Origin of the sequence: Comamonas aquatilis, assembly GCF_965139575.1 — a bacterium.
GTDB lineage: Bacteria > Pseudomonadota > Gammaproteobacteria > Burkholderiales > Burkholderiaceae_C > Comamonas > Comamonas aquatilis.
On sequence record NZ_CBCSIW010000025.1, the window covers coordinates 1 to 13,091 of the forward strand.

At 59.5% G+C, this 13,091-nt stretch carries 14 protein-coding genes; 2 read left to right on the forward strand and 12 right to left on the reverse strand.

What is annotated here, in order from left to right:
- On the reverse strand, positions 1-394 hold a 394-nt coding region (locus ACNAZA_RS19925), incomplete at its 3' end, for an alcohol dehydrogenase catalytic domain-containing protein (protein WP_415798249.1).
- A 353-nt stretch (positions 395-747) separates the two neighbouring features.
- Here ACNAZA_RS19925 and ACNAZA_RS19930 point away from each other — a divergent pair.
- Together ACNAZA_RS19930 and ACNAZA_RS19935 are read left to right on the forward strand one after the other, a co-directional pair.
- A complete protein-coding gene (locus ACNAZA_RS19930; protein ID WP_415798250.1) occupies positions 748-1,803 on the forward strand; it encodes a beta-keto acid cleavage family enzyme in 1,056 nt (351 codons plus the stop codon).
- Between the two features lie 428 nt (positions 1,804-2,231).
- Complete coding sequence (locus ACNAZA_RS19935; protein WP_415798251.1) at positions 2,232-3,251, forward strand: agmatine deiminase family protein; 1,020 nt, start codon at positions 2,232-2,234, stop codon at positions 3,249-3,251.
- Positions 3,252-3,320: 69 nt separating this feature from the next.
- Here ACNAZA_RS19935 and ACNAZA_RS19940 read toward each other — a convergent pair whose 3' ends face one another.
- The 11 genes from ACNAZA_RS19940 to ACNAZA_RS19990 all read right to left on the reverse strand — a co-directional run bounded on the left by ACNAZA_RS19940 (position 3,321) and on the right by ACNAZA_RS19990 (position 13,081).
- Entirely contained in the window at positions 3,321-4,430 is a 1,110-nt protein-coding gene (locus ACNAZA_RS19940) for a YeeE/YedE family protein (protein ID WP_415798252.1), read from the reverse strand.
- Between the two features lie 93 nt (positions 4,431-4,523).
- Complete coding sequence (gene soxB, locus ACNAZA_RS19945; protein WP_415798253.1) at positions 4,524-6,251, reverse strand: thiosulfohydrolase SoxB; 1,728 nt, start codon at positions 6,249-6,251, stop codon at positions 4,524-4,526.
- 76 nt (positions 6,252-6,327) lie between these two features.
- On the reverse strand, positions 6,328-6,993 hold the full coding sequence (soxX, locus tag ACNAZA_RS19950; RefSeq protein WP_415798254.1) for a sulfur oxidation c-type cytochrome SoxX: 666 nt from the start codon (positions 6,991-6,993) through the stop codon (positions 6,328-6,330).
- Positions 6,994-7,005: 12 nt separating this feature from the next.
- Positions 7,006-7,812, reverse strand: a complete 807-nt coding sequence (gene soxA, locus ACNAZA_RS19955; protein WP_120967448.1) for a sulfur oxidation c-type cytochrome SoxA — start codon at positions 7,810-7,812, stop codon at positions 7,006-7,008.
- A gap of 87 nt (positions 7,813-7,899) precedes the next feature.
- The gene (gene soxZ / locus ACNAZA_RS19960) at positions 7,900-8,211 is read right to left on the reverse strand and encodes a thiosulfate oxidation carrier complex protein SoxZ (protein ID WP_415798255.1); all 312 of its coding nucleotides are present in this window, start codon (positions 8,209-8,211) and stop codon (positions 7,900-7,902) included.
- Positions 8,212-8,238: 27 nt separating this feature from the next.
- Complete coding sequence (gene soxY / locus ACNAZA_RS19965) at positions 8,239-8,694, reverse strand: thiosulfate oxidation carrier protein SoxY (RefSeq protein ID WP_120967450.1); 456 nt, start codon at positions 8,692-8,694, stop codon at positions 8,239-8,241.
- 49 nt (positions 8,695-8,743) lie between these two features.
- A complete protein-coding gene (locus tag ACNAZA_RS19970; RefSeq protein ID WP_415798256.1) occupies positions 8,744-9,811 on the reverse strand; it encodes a c-type cytochrome in 1,068 nt (355 codons plus the stop codon).
- On the reverse strand, positions 9,795-11,144 hold the full coding sequence (gene soxC / locus ACNAZA_RS19975; RefSeq protein WP_415798257.1) for a sulfite dehydrogenase: 1,350 nt from the start codon (positions 11,142-11,144) through the stop codon (positions 9,795-9,797). The genes ACNAZA_RS19970 and soxC overlap by 17 nt, the downstream gene beginning before the upstream one ends.
- A gap of 55 nt (positions 11,145-11,199) precedes the next feature.
- The gene (locus ACNAZA_RS19980) at positions 11,200-11,520 is read right to left on the reverse strand and encodes a c-type cytochrome (RefSeq protein ID WP_415798258.1); all 321 of its coding nucleotides are present in this window, start codon (positions 11,518-11,520) and stop codon (positions 11,200-11,202) included.
- Positions 11,521-11,642: 122 nt separating this feature from the next.
- Positions 11,643-12,140: a thioredoxin domain-containing protein gene (locus ACNAZA_RS19985; RefSeq protein WP_415798259.1), complete on the reverse strand. Its 498-nt coding sequence runs from the start codon at positions 12,138-12,140 to the stop codon at positions 11,643-11,645.
- Positions 12,137-13,081, reverse strand: coding sequence for an MBL fold metallo-hydrolase (locus ACNAZA_RS19990; protein WP_415798305.1), 945 nt, complete (start codon positions 13,079-13,081; stop codon positions 12,137-12,139). The genes ACNAZA_RS19985 and ACNAZA_RS19990 overlap by 4 nt, the downstream gene beginning before the upstream one ends.
- Positions 13,082-13,091: the final 10 nt, after the last annotated feature.

Genomic DNA, 13,091 nt, shown 5'->3' on the forward strand with positions numbered 1-13,091 from the left:
GATAAGCAGCCGTCAGACCGCGCATGGTGATCGCGGCAGCGGTTTCAAAGCTGATGTTGTCGGGCAGGCGAATCAGAGGGGCGGCAGAAATCAGACGCTCTGTCGCATAGGCACCCAGCGTATTGAGCGCGCCGGTATAGGTGACGCGGTCACCCACTTTGAAATCGGTGACTCCATCGCCCACGGCGGTAACCGTGCCACAGGCTTCGCTGCCTATGCCGGCAGGCAGCGGAGCGGGATACAGGCCGCTGCGGAAATAGGTATCGGCGAAATTCAGGGCCACTGCACCTTGCTTCAAGCGCACCTGACCTGGGCCAGGATCACCAACGCTTGTGGTCTCGACGCGCAGAACTTCCGGTCCGCCTACTTCGTGGAATTTCACAACGGTTGTCATCAATGTCTCCTATAGATTTTGGCAAGGCCATGAGAGAAGTGCTGCACGACGCATTACTTTTCTCTGGCTGTTTGTAGGGTGGCTGTCGGTGTTGAACCGCCACTTCATGATGGAGCGCGAGACTGGGTGGCACTTGACGGTTTGTGCCTGCGACTTCGCATTTGATGACTATCAAGACCTGTCGTAAACCCGAGGGAAGTGGCTAGTAGCCCCGGTAGACATGGACTGTCGCGAATAACAAAGACCGTGTCCTGAAATGAAAAGTGCCAGCGGTGGATGCGTTTGATACTGGGTTTCAGCAAGCGGGGGATTCACCCCTCTGCTTCATATCGTTCAACCCGGAGACAAACAACATGAACTTTCTTGACGGCCACCTGTACCCTGAGAACCAGCAACCTCTGATCATCACGGCAGCACCTTATGCTCCGGGCTGGATTCCCTCGGACTTCCCGGAAGATATCCCAATCACCATGGAAGAGCAGATCCAGAAGGCTGTGGATTGCTACGAAGCTGGCGCCACCGTGCTGCACCTGCATGTGCGTGAAGACAATGGCAAGGGCAGCAAACGCTTGTCCAAGTTCAACGAGCTGATTGCCGGTGTGCGTGCTCGTGTGCCCGAGATGATCATTCAAGTGGGCGGCTCCATCAGCTTTGCCCCCGAAGAGGGTGGAGAAGCCAAGTGGCTGTCGGACGACACGCGCCACATGCTGGCCGAGCTGACTCCCGTGCCCGACCAGGTGACCGTGACGGTGAACACCACACAGATGAACGTGACCGAGCATGCCGGTGAAGACGACTTCCGCGGCGTCTCGCGCGGCTTCCCTCATCTGCACAACACATACAAGGACATGATTGTTCCGTCGAACCCCAGCTTCGTCGAGGAACACATCCGTCGTCTGTCTGAAGCCGGTATTCAGAGCGCGTTTCAGGTCTACAACATCAACAGCTTCGAAACTATTGAGCGCATGATCCGCCGCGGCATCTACAAGGGCCCGCTGGTCATGAACTGGGTGGCCATCAGCGGCGGCATGGACCAGGCCAACATCTACAACCTGGCCAATATGCTGCGTGCCGTGCCCGACAATGCCATCGTCACGGTGGAAAGCTCGGTGTTGAACGTGTTGCCTATCAATATGATTGGCATGGCCCTGGGTCTGCATGTGCGCTGCGGTATCGAAGACGTGCTGTGGAACCAGCAACGCACCGGCAAGATGAGCACGGTGGAGCAAATCAAGCAGTTGGTGCGTATCGCCGGCGAATTTGGTCGCCCCATCGCCACCGCTCAGCAAGCCCGCGAAATCAAGCAGATCGGTGTGTTCTACGAAACCGCTGACGAAACTCTGGCCAAGAACGGCTTTGCGCCCAACCGTAACGGCGGCAACCAAGGCTTCCTGCGCAAGCCACTTTGAGCCAATGCCTCATTGAAGTGATTTGCTCAGTCAGGCGCATTACCAGTTCAGGGCCGACTCTGTATGACAAGGCCACCGCTGTGCTGATGACAGCCTGAGCTGCCCGCCTCACATTGCCGGGATCGCTTCCCGCCCAAGATACCCGCGTTTCGCGGGTATCTTGCTTTTCAGGCTGCGGCGCTGCCTTTGGCGTCACGACTGAGAGATGACTGGCGTGTGCAGCCGCATGAAGTTTGTCATTGGGGCTGCACCTGTCGCTGTTTTCGACGAAGATTCATTGCTGGCGGGCAGCCCATTCGGGCCGAATGCTCATCCATTCGATAGCAAGACTTCAAGGGGAAACCATGTTCAAGCGGCGCGCCGCGATTCAGGCCATGGGGTTGCTTTCAGGCATCACGGTGCTAGGCGCTCAAAAGGAATCTCTGGCCATGACAAATAGCAAGAACGTCTGGTTCATGCCAGACGAAAGCGAGCCTCATCAGCGCACCTGGATGGCCTTTGGTGCCAGCAGGAAAATATGGGGGAAGAAGCTGCTGGCTGAAGTTCAGCGCAATCTGGCGACGATTGCCCTGAGCATTGCCAAGTACGAGCGGGTCTCCATGTTGGTGCGTCAGGCTGATTTGCCGCTAGCTAGGCAGTTGATGGGAAGCCGCGTAGAGCTGATTGTCTGCCCGCTTGACGATTTGTGGATGCGCGATACCGGACCGGTATTTGTCATCACGGAAAACGGTGACAAAGCTGCTGTGAACCTCAACTTCAACGGCTGGGGTGAGAAGCAGGACTATGACGATGATGCCGAAGTCGCTTCCTTTGTTGCCGGCCGTGCCGGTGTGCGCACGATTCAGACCGAATTGATCCTGGAAGGCGGCGCAATCGAGGTGGATGGACAGGGCACGGCCATCATCACCGAAAGCTGCGTGCTCAATGACAACCGCAATCCCGGCGTCAGCAAAAAACAATGCGAGCAGGAGCTCAGGCGCTTGCTGGGTTTGGAGAAAATCATCTGGCTGCCGGGCATCAAGGGCAAAGACATCACCGACGGGCATACCGATTTCTATGCGCGCTTCGCACGTCCAGGCATGGTGGTTGCGGGCTATGACCCTGATCCCAAATCCTTCGATCACGCCGTGACGAAGCGGCATCTGGAGATCTTGCGCGCGGCAACGGATGCCGATGGCCGCAAGCTTGAGATTGTGGTGCTTGAAGCCCCTTCCAGGCTTAGAGAGAAGTTTGCCAACGACGACTTTGCCGCTGGCTATATCAATTTCTATGTTTGCAATGGCGCGGTGATTGCTCCCGAGTTTGGGGATGCGAAAACCGATGCCGTAGCCAAACGCGAACTGCAGAGAGCTTTTCCCGGGCGTGAGGTGGTTCAAATCAATATTGACGGCATTGCCGCGGGCGGTGGCGGGATTCACTGCACGACCCAGCAGGAGCCCAAGGCCTAGAGCTGGCATCCACGGTATTTTTTGTGAGACAGATCGGGCGGCCCTAGGCAGGTTTGCCTTCACGCCCCGTTATTCTGAGCCGGCCAGATATCGCAGCATCGCCCCCGCGCCCGTCACAATCCCTGCAATGGCGATCAGACTCCCTAGGCTGAGCAGAGAGACGGCGCTGATGCCTTGGCCTACGGTGCAGCCCATGGCGGTAACACCTCCCACGCCCATGAGTACGGCACCCAGTAGGTGGCGTGCCAAATCCTGGGTGTTGGCAAAGCCCTGCCATTGAAAATCCCGCCGCCACAGGGCATGGATCCTGCTGCCTGCGACCATGCCGCAGACAGAAGCAATACCCCAGGTCAGCAGCTTGTTTCTGTCGCTGAAGAACAGCAGCCAGTCCAGGGTGTGCGCCACCGGGGTGACAAAGCTGAAGGCCTCTATGCGCCCGCTGTAGGTAGCTGCGTACATATGCTCCAGGGTCTCTGGATGTTCGGCAATCTCGGCCACATGCCCGCCCAGCCACCAGGCTGCGGTCACGCACAGGCCAACGACAGCGCCGCCCAGCAGCGCGCTGCGGCTTCGGTCCGCGCCTTTTTGGGGATTGAGTGCCAGCAGGATCAGCAAACCGCCCAGTCCCAGGCCCAGCCCCAGGCGCGCGCCAAACAAAGGCCATCCCGTGGCCTGGGCAAGTAGTTCTGGCAGCAGGGCCAGGGTGCCGAGCTGCCATTGCACGCTGTCCAGCCAGCGAACCCGTACCACGGCGGTGATACCTTTGAGTGTGGCAAACGCGGCCAACCCCATGACCAGCAGCACGATCAAGGCCTTGAGGCTGCCGCCGCCCAGGCGGGTGAGGTTTCGGGCACCGCAGCCTGATGCCAGCACCATGCCGGCGCCAAACAGCAGGCCTCCCACCAGGGACGAAAGCCACGGCAGTTGGTTGCTGGCATACAGCGTATCGCCCACGGCCACTCCACCCCAGAGCACCAGCGCCGTGGCCCCGCACATGGCCACACCCACGGCCATGGACCATTGGCGCATGCGCATCCAGTCTTGCAGATAGACCACATCGCTGATAGCGCCCATGGTGCAAAAGCGGGATTCCCGCATGGAAAAGCCCAGGATGGTAGCCAGCAAAAAAATGACCACCAATACGGTGGTCGACAGGGATTCAAACTCGGCAGGGCTCATGCCGGCATTGGATGGCGCATCGCCTGCTCAGCGTACTGGCATATACCCGCAGCTGGCATGGATGAGGCGCCAACGCTTTGGGGCCCTCCGGCTTCAAGCCAGGCCCTGGTTGGGCATGACATTGAGCAGCTTGGGTGCATTGGGTTGATGGGGTTTGAGCACCTTTTGCTCCTTGAGCCAGGGTTCGACGATTTCCCAGATCTGCTTGTTGCCGGCATTCCTGGCCTCTTCGGCCACGGGCGCCCAGCCAGCGACCTTGTATTTCTTGTCGGCCTCCAGCAACTGGCCGTTGAGCCGCATATTGCTGATGCGATGGCCCGCTCCGGCCGATGGATCGCACTGGTATTGCAGTCCGCCCACGCGAACCATGTCGCCGCCTTGCTGATAGTACGGGTCGGGATTGAACAGGTTGTCACCCACGTCTTCCAGCACGGTCTTGATCGTGGCGCCGCTCATCTCGGTCACGGTGGCATAGGAATAGGTGGTCGCCGTCATGTCCATCAGCCATTCACGGGTGATGTCCTGGCCTGCCAGCAGCGAGGTGCCCCAGCGAAATCCGGGTGAAAACGCAATCGGCGCATCCTGCACCGCCATCATGGCGTCCAGCAGCAGCTGGTCGCCCGTGCCGTTGAAGTTGCCTCGGCGGTACAGCGTACCGTCGGTTCGGGCCAGCACCTCTGCCAGCTTGGATTCATAAGGTGCGCGAATTTTGGTGATCAGCGCATCCATTTCAGCATCGGCAGGCAGGATGTTGGCAAAAATGGGCAGCAAGCGGTACTGAAAACCCGAGACTGCGCCGTTCTTCACCTCAAAATCCAGCACGCCGAGGAATTTGCCGTTTGAACCCGCATTGGTGACTATGGTCTTGCCGCCAGCGTTGTTCACTATCGTCGGTACCGGCATGCCGTCGTGGGTGTGGCCGCCCAAAATGGCATCGATGCCGCGCAAGCGGCCCGCCATCTTGATGTCCACATCCATGCCGTTGTGAGACAGCACGACCACGACTTTGGCTCCCTTGCCACGCGCCTCGTCTACCATTTTCTGCATATTGTCGTCCTGGATGCCGAAGCTCCAGTCCGCCACCATGTAGCGCGGGTTGGCTATGGGGGTGTAAGGGAAGGCCTGGCCGATGATGGCGACGGGAATGCCGTTGATCTGGCGGATCACATAGGGCTTGAATACCGGGTCGCCAAAATCGGCAGTCTTGACGTTCTGGGCAACGAAATCGAGTTTGCTGCCAAAGTCTTTTTCTATGATTTCCTGCACGCGCTCCATGCCGTAGGTGAATTCCCAGTGACCGGTCATCACATCCACGCCCAGCAGCTTGCAGGCGTCGACCATATCCTGGGCCTGGGTCCACAAGGAGGTGGCCGAGCCTTGCCAGGTATCGCCGCCATCGAGCAGCAAGGCTCCAGGGCGAGAGGCGCGCATGCGCTTGACCAGCGTTGCCAGATGGGCAAAGCCGCCTACCTTGCCGTAGCGCTGGGCGGCTGTGTCGAAATCCAGATAACTGAAGGCATGGGCGCTGGCCGTACCGGGTGCAATACCCATGGCTTTGAGCAGATGCTCGCCCACCAGATGCGGGGCCTGATTTTTCATCGCGCCCACACCCAGATTCACGCTGGGCTCGCGGAAATGAAGCGGCTTGAGCTGGGCGTGGCAGTCCGTCATGTGTAGCAGCGAGACATTGCCGAAGGCCGGCAGCTCGTACATGTTTTTGTCGGCCAGCGCCGTATCGGCATGGGCATAGCGCTGCAAGCCCATGCCCGAGACGCTGGCAGCAGCCAGCACTTGCAGGAATTCGCGTTTGGAGAGGCTCATAGATCGAGGAACAGCTGGCCGCACCCGACTGCCAGGCGCGAGCAGCGATTTATTTCATGGTGTGAGAATTAGGGAGTCAGCGATTGACCGGGGACTTGGGGTCCAGCAGCAAGGCCACCACATCGCGCACCTGCGCTTCAGCCAGAATGCCGGAGTGGCCAAAGCGCGGCATGCCGGAGCAGGCGTTATAGGCTTTGGCATTCCAGATCTTGCCCCAGGTGTATTCGACAATCGCCCGGGCTTCGGGGCTGCTGGTGTCCTGGATGCCACGCAGCTTGCCGTAGTTGTATAAGCTGGGGCCCAGGGTGCCGAACGAAATTTCCTGCGGGCTGATCTGGTGGCAGTTGTAGCAATTGCCGCCGTTGGCGCTGCCCGGCTTGTCCGTCCAGGTCATGCCACGGCCGTTCTGGGCAATTTTTTCGCCTTCTTTCCAGTCACCGATGAACTTGCCGTCCTTGGGCCATTGAACGGTTTTGAGGTTGGCGGCTTCAATGGTCTTGGATTGGGCCTCGCTCAGCGGCGTTCCGGAAGCGTCGGCGGCGCTGCAAGCGGCGTTGGACTCGTCCTGCTGCAAACGATCTACCTTGGCAATGCCTTGATCGCGAAAGGAGGTCTTCACCATTTGCTGGGTCATGGTGTCCAGCGTGGCTGCGCTGTCCACGGAAGCGCAACCCAGCACGATGAGCGATGCAGTCACTGCAGCTGCCATCTGCAAGGCGGAGATGTGTTTCTTTTTCAGCATGGCTTTGTCTCCTTAGCGCTTGATGGCCGGAGCGGTCGACATGCCGCCTTTGCCGTTGACACCCATGAACACACCTAAAGCAACCGTCACATCGCTGGCATAGCCGGGGTAGGGGAAGCGCTGCTGGCGGAAGCAATCGTTCAAGCGCCGCTGCATACTCCACAGCTCTCCCGAAGACACGCGGTAGGCTGGCCATGAGCCGAAGCCTTCGGCTGCACCGGGGTTTTTGGTCAGGTTGGGCAGGTCCTGCATGCGGATGCGCTTGCCATCCGTGCCATGGCAGGAGGCGCAGGCAAAGTCATGCGGACCGCCGCGCAGGTAGAACATGCGCTTGCCTACCTCGTACATCTGCTTTTCCTTGGCATGGCTCTGGGGGATATCCAGCTTCATTCCCTTGGACTGCGAGGAAATCCAGGCCACCAAGCCTTCCATATTCTTTTGCTCGTCCTTGCCAAACGGTGTGGCGGCGATCTTCTGGGCGTCCAGCCCCTGCTGGGTTTGCATGCAGGTCAGCAGGCGCGACTCCAGGTCCTGCACTTTGTTGGTGTCGGCGAAGTGGCGCGGCAACTCGACAAATGCGCCCTTGACAACGCCCGGGCCCTTGCCGAGGTCGCAGCGCTCAAGAGAGGCGTTGTTGGGGCCGCGCTTTTTCTTCCACAGCTCCTCGCCCTTCATCTCGAACAACTCGGCAGGATTGCCGTCCTGCAGCATTTCACGGTACTCGGCAATGCCGTCCGCCGTGCTTTTCTGGGCCATGGCCGGCTGGGCGGCGCACAGGGCTGCCAGCACGGCTGCCGCCAGTGGGGCGGCTTGGGTCATATGTTTCATGGGGGCGTCCTCTCTTTTTGTTGTTCAGCAAGGAGGTGGCGCGAACAGGGGCTTCGCGCCAGCAGGCATTCGCCGGTGTCAGCTGACAGTGGCTTCGTCGCTGCGGGTCTCGCCGCGGTTGTCCTTCCAGTTCACGGTCAGCTTGTCCCCGGCTTTGGCCCCTTTGATGGTGAATTGCAAAAAAGGATTCTTGGAAACTGCCGGCCCCCATTCCGCCGCGAAGATCTGCTTGCCGTTCAAGCTGGCTGTGACTTCCTGGATGAACCAGGCCGGGATGGTCTTGCCTTCCGCGTCTTTACGCTGACCTGTTTCCATTTCGTGTGCCATGAGCACGCGTACCGTGGCCTTGTCACCGGCGGCCTGAGCCCGGATGCGCATTGGATCTGCCATGTCTTTCTCCTTGTTCTGTGATGGATATCAGCCGCCGCAACCGCCCAGGGTCACTTTGACTTCCTTCTTGGCGAAGAAGGCCTTGCCGTCGTTGGTGATGGCCACCGCATACACATCCGAGGACTGGCCCAGCTTGGAGCGGGTCAGGAAGTTGGGCTCCAGCGCATCGTTGACGGTAAAGGCGGCAACCATGGTGTTGGGGTTTTTTTCCACCAGAATCAGCAACTGCTTGACGTTGGGCAGGGTGGTAGAGGCCCCGATGGGCACCACGGCCCCGTTTTCGGCAATATCCGGCGCGGTAAGCGTCACGTCCTTGCTTTCCACCGGTGCCGAAGCACCCATGGCCTTCATCACTTCCGCCATGGTTTTGGCATCGAATGCCGCCTTGTTGTAGGCCGCATGTGCGGCCTGCGGCAAGACTCCGGCAGCCAACAGCAAACCCAACACGGCTGCGCTATTTTTGAGTGCATCTCTGCGTTTCATCTTCTGTCTCCTTGTAATGGATGGATCATTTGCGCCCAGCGCTTGTCCGTCATGGTTTTTTGGTGCCCGCCAGCCAATTGGCAATAAGTCTGGCGTCATCGTCGCTCAGCTGAGGCTGTGGCGGCATAGGGATGGAACCCCATACGCCCGTGCCGCCGGACTTGATCTTGCCCAGCAGGTAGTCGGCTTGGCCGGAGAATTTGCTGGCGATGTCCTTGAATGCCGGGCCGACGATCTTCTGCTCCACGCCATGGCAGGCAATGCAGGCATTTTTTTCCAGCAGTGCTGTAGGAGCCTGGGCGGCTGCAGCCACCGGCTTGGCTTGCTTGCTTGCACCGCCATCGGTTTCAATGCCATGCTGCGCACCCACCAGGCGGTTTTGCTGTGCCAGATTGCCGTGGTTGTTGCTGGCATGATCCGGCAGGGCAGAGCGCACCTTGGGGGGCGGGGAGCAGTTGCTCATGCAGGCTTTGGCCTGTACATCGGGTTTGGCATGGGGCTGGAACTCATTGCCTGGCCACAGCGCATGGGCCGTGCTCATGCCATTGCGGTTGGGCAGCCTGGCTTGCACCTGGGCCATGTTCTGGTTGCTGAGCGTGAAGTCCTCCGGCACGATTTCGCCCAGATTCAACAGATAGGCCGTCACGGCATAGACCTCTTCGGTGGACAAGGACTTGGGCGCATTCCAGGGCATGGCGCGATTGATGTAGTCCCAGAGCGTGGATACCGTCGCGGCCTTCATCAGCGTGGTGCGGCCTGGAAAGCCGGGATCCTTCAAACGGGCTGCGTGGCCGGTCTTGATGTCCTCGGCCGTCGTACCACCTACCAGCGGGCTGAAGACTTCATTGGCCTCGCCAAACACGCCGTGACAGGAGGCGCATTTGGCCTCCCAAACCTGCATGCCTTTCCGCACGCTGCTCGAACCTTCGGGCAGGCCTTTGAAGTCCGGGCGCACATCAATGTCCCAGGCTTGGACTTCCTTGGGCGTGGCATCGCGGCCGATGCCGGGAAATGGGTCTTTGGCATGAGCCGTCGTACCCAAGAACAGGGTCACCAGCGCGAGAGAAAGGGCAGCCACAGCCCGGCCCGTAAGGCTGAAATCAGGCAAGCTGGACATTGGCCACCTCCCCATTGGCGTGTACCGCCCACGACTGAATTGCGTTGTTGTGATAGATGGAGCGACTGCCGCGCACGGCGCGCAGCTGCTGGTAGGTGGGCTGGACATAACCGGTTTCGTCCATGGCGCGGCTTTGAATAATGCATTCCTCACCGTTCCATACCCAGTCCAGATTGAAGCGGCTGAGACACTTGTCCATGACCGGGCCTTCCAGCCGCGCGCTGCGCCAGTTGCGGCCGCCGTCCACGCTCACGTCCACGCGCTTGATCCTGCCGCGTCCCGACCAGGCCAGGCCCGTTATGTTGTAGAAACCTTTGTCCAGCAACATCTGCCCGCCCGATGGCGTGGTCACCACGCTTTTGCATTCCTGAATGCTGCTGTACTGGCGATGCTGGCCGTCGGGCATCAGATCCACATAGTGGATGGCTTCATCCTTGGTCGCGTAAGGCATGTCGCCAACTTCGATACGACGCAGGTATTTCACCCAGCTCACGCCTTGGACGCCGGGCACCACCAGACGCAGCGGATAGCCTTGTTCAGGCCGCAGCATTTCACCGTTCTGGCCGTAGGCCACCAGTACCTGGCCCGAAGTGATGAGCTCCACCGGAATGGTGCGCGTCATGGACGATCCATCCGCACCTTCCGCGAGAATGAATTTGCCTTTTTTCAGATCTGCGCCCGCCATCTCCAGCAATCGGATCAGGGGCACGCCTGTGAACTCGCTGCAAGACAGCATGCCGTGCGTGTACTGCACCGTTGGCACGGCCACATTGCCCCATTCCATGCCGGTATTGGCACCACATTCGATGAAATGAAAGCGCGATACCGAGGGCAGGCGCATGATTTCGTCCATGGTGAAGACCTTGGCGTTCTTCACCAGTCCATTGACCATCAGTCGGTGCTTGGATGGATCAATATCCCACCAGCCCTGGTGATGGCGTTCGAAATGCAGTCCGCTGGGCGTGACGATGCCAAACAGCGATTGCAGCGGCGCAAACGACACCGATGCCTGCTTGGTCTGTGTCAGTCCCGGGCTTTGGCGGCGTTGCACATTGGCCTCGAATTTCGAGGGCTTGCCATAGCCATCGGTGACCACGGCCTGACCCAGCCCCTTGCTGTGTGCGGGCAACTCCAGAATATTCGGATCACCATCGCCCACAACTGCTGCGTGCACGGATGTCGTCGCTGCAGCCGTACCGGCCGCTGCCGCAAAAGCGCTGCGTAAGAAGTCGCGTCGCCCGGCCTTGGCCTCGGCAAACACCGTGCCCACAGCTTGCGCAGGCACGAAATTCTCAGGTGCCTTGCGCACCTTGCCCATCAGGTGATCGAGCATAAGCTCCCTTTCCACGCGCAGACTCCATGGGTCGGAACAGTGCTGCAGTCCATGTTTATTTGGACCCCGCTAGGATCCAGGCGGCCAGCGTGCTGGCGTCCGCCTCGCTCAGTGCAGCCTGCGCCGGCATGGGGATTGGGCCCCATTTGCCAGAGCCTCCGGCCTTGATGCTCTTGGTGATCTGCGCTTGCGCGTCTGTCTGGCCCGCATATTTTTTGGCGATCTCCTGAAATGCAGGGCCCACCAGCTTCTTGTCCACCGCGTGGCATGCCAGACAGGCATTTTTTTGCGCCAGTGCCTGATTGGCTGACGCAATGCCGGGCCACATTGCCGTGGCCGCCATCGCCGCACCGCCCAGCCAAGATTTCCAATGCATCACCGCAGTCTCCTTATATTTGTATATAAGCATGTTGTTATGCATTAGTTTCCAGCATGCGCTGAATTTGTGATTGGGCAATTACCCTCGTTGTTCTGATTTGAAACAGCGCCGACGTTCAGTCAACGCCCACGGGAAGCGGCGCGGGCCTGTTCCATGCGCTGATCCAGATAGGCACCGTAGAAATCGGGGATAGAGCTGCCCACCAGGCGCTCGGCAACCTCCTGGTAACCAGGTCCATAGAACAGTACCGTGGGTGCGACTTCGATGCCCAGCTGCCGCACCACAGAGCCATGGCTGCTCTGTGCGCCGTAGCCGTCACGCAGCGGGTCACTGGAAAGAAAATGGAGTTGCGTGACAAATGCTCCGGCGCGATGTAGTGGTAGCAGGTAGTGCTCTCTGACCACCCGGCAAAACGGGCAGCCGCGCAAGGTGGCCATGAGCACCAAGGGCTCTTGCCGGGCCAAAGCGGCAGCCAGATCATGCTGCAAGTCAATGCTGCTGGGCAGCAGCCGCTCCGATACATCCGGTGCAGCCAGGGCAGGGTAGGACATGGCGGGCAAGGCGCTGGCAGCCATGTACTGCAGCCAGCGTCTGCGCGTCGATGGCGCATCTTTCATGGTTTTTCCTGCTCCATCAGCAAGAAGGTGTTGTAGGCATTCATGCGATTGGCCTCTTTGAAGAGCGGGTAGCCAGCGAATCGGGACCAGTCCGTCGCTCTATAGGCTTCGTCGAAAGGATCGAGATTGGCTGCGGCCCTGCCCATGGAGGTGCGCAGATACACCAGATAGTCGCGCGTGAGTTGCATGTCCGGCTTGGGGTGGGTGGAGGCGGGTCCATGCCCGGGTACCATGACTTTCACCGGCAGTTGCAGCAGGTTATCGAGGGCTGCAATCCAGTGACGGCTGTCGGCCTGACCCACATAAGGGATGCGGTTGCGAAACACCACATCGCCAATGAAGAGCACGCCGCTCTGGGGCAGAAACACCGCCATGTCTTCCGGCGAATGTGCCGGCCCCATGTGCTGCAGCACAAAATCTACACCGCCGATCTGCAGCGTTTGCGTATCGTTCGATATCCATTGGTTGGCGGAAACCAGGTGGGTGGAATCGTCGATCCAGGGTGAGAGATCCTTGCGCGAGGCCTCAAGCCGCAGTCGCGCGGTCTCCGAGTTGATGTATTCCCTGGACTGCACATGGGCCACGATCTGAGCCCCCAGGGCTTGGAATATCTGCAGACCGTAGATATGGTCTGCATGGTAGTGCGTGATGATCACATGGCTGATGGGCTTGGTGGTGAGGGCCTTGATCTTGTCTACCAATTCCTGCGCCAGGGCGGGCGAACCCAGAGCATCGATCACCACCACGCTGTTGTCGGTGATGACGAAGCCTGCATTGGAGATGAAATTTCGGTTGGCTGGTGAGCCCAGGGCCGACACGCCCTGAACATAGTACGCATTGCTTGCCACTTGCTGGAGCTGCATGGGCGCAGCAGATGCTGCCATGGTCCGCGCCTTGTCTGGCTCAGGTGCCTCATGCGCCAGTGCAGGCTTGGTGCACATCATCGCCAAC

What these genes read in the sequence shown, in the direction of transcription:
- soxX (WP_415798254.1), bottom strand. Translation starts at nt 6,993, where the DNA reads ATGCTGAAAAAGAAACACATCTCCGCCTTGCAGATGGCAGCTGCAGTG.
- ACNAZA_RS19970 (WP_415798256.1), bottom strand. Translation starts at nt 9,811, where the DNA reads ATGTCCAGCTTGCCTGATTTCAGCCTTACGGGCCGGGCTGTGGCTGCC.
- ACNAZA_RS19935 (WP_415798251.1), top strand. Translation starts at nt 2,232, where the DNA reads ATGACAAATAGCAAGAACGTCTGGTTCATGCCAGACGAAAGCGAGCCT.
- ACNAZA_RS19980 (WP_415798258.1), bottom strand. Translation starts at nt 11,520, where the DNA reads ATGCATTGGAAATCTTGGCTGGGCGGTGCGGCGATGGCGGCCACGGCA.
- soxA (WP_120967448.1), bottom strand. Translation starts at nt 7,812, where the DNA reads ATGACCCAAGCCGCCCCACTGGCGGCAGCCGTGCTGGCAGCCCTGTGC.
- ACNAZA_RS19985 (WP_415798259.1), bottom strand. Translation starts at nt 12,140, where the DNA reads ATGAAAGATGCGCCATCGACGCGCAGACGCTGGCTGCAGTACATGGCT.
- soxY (WP_120967450.1), bottom strand. Translation starts at nt 8,694, where the DNA reads ATGAAACGCAGAGATGCACTCAAAAATAGCGCAGCCGTGTTGGGTTTG.
- soxB (WP_415798253.1), bottom strand. Translation starts at nt 6,251, where the DNA reads ATGAGCCTCTCCAAACGCGAATTCCTGCAAGTGCTGGCTGCTGCCAGC.
- ACNAZA_RS19990 (WP_415798305.1), bottom strand. Translation starts at nt 13,081, where the DNA reads ATGTGCACCAAGCCTGCACTGGCGCATGAGGCACCTGAGCCAGACAAG.
- soxC (WP_415798257.1), bottom strand. Translation starts at nt 11,144, where the DNA reads ATGCTCGATCACCTGATGGGCAAGGTGCGCAAGGCACCTGAGAATTTC.
- ACNAZA_RS19940 (WP_415798252.1), bottom strand. Translation starts at nt 4,430, where the DNA reads ATGAGCCCTGCCGAGTTTGAATCCCTGTCGACCACCGTATTGGTGGTC.
- ACNAZA_RS19930 (WP_415798250.1), top strand. Translation starts at nt 748, where the DNA reads ATGAACTTTCTTGACGGCCACCTGTACCCTGAGAACCAGCAACCTCTG.
- soxZ (WP_415798255.1), bottom strand. Translation starts at nt 8,211, where the DNA reads ATGGCAGATCCAATGCGCATCCGGGCTCAGGCCGCCGGTGACAAGGCC.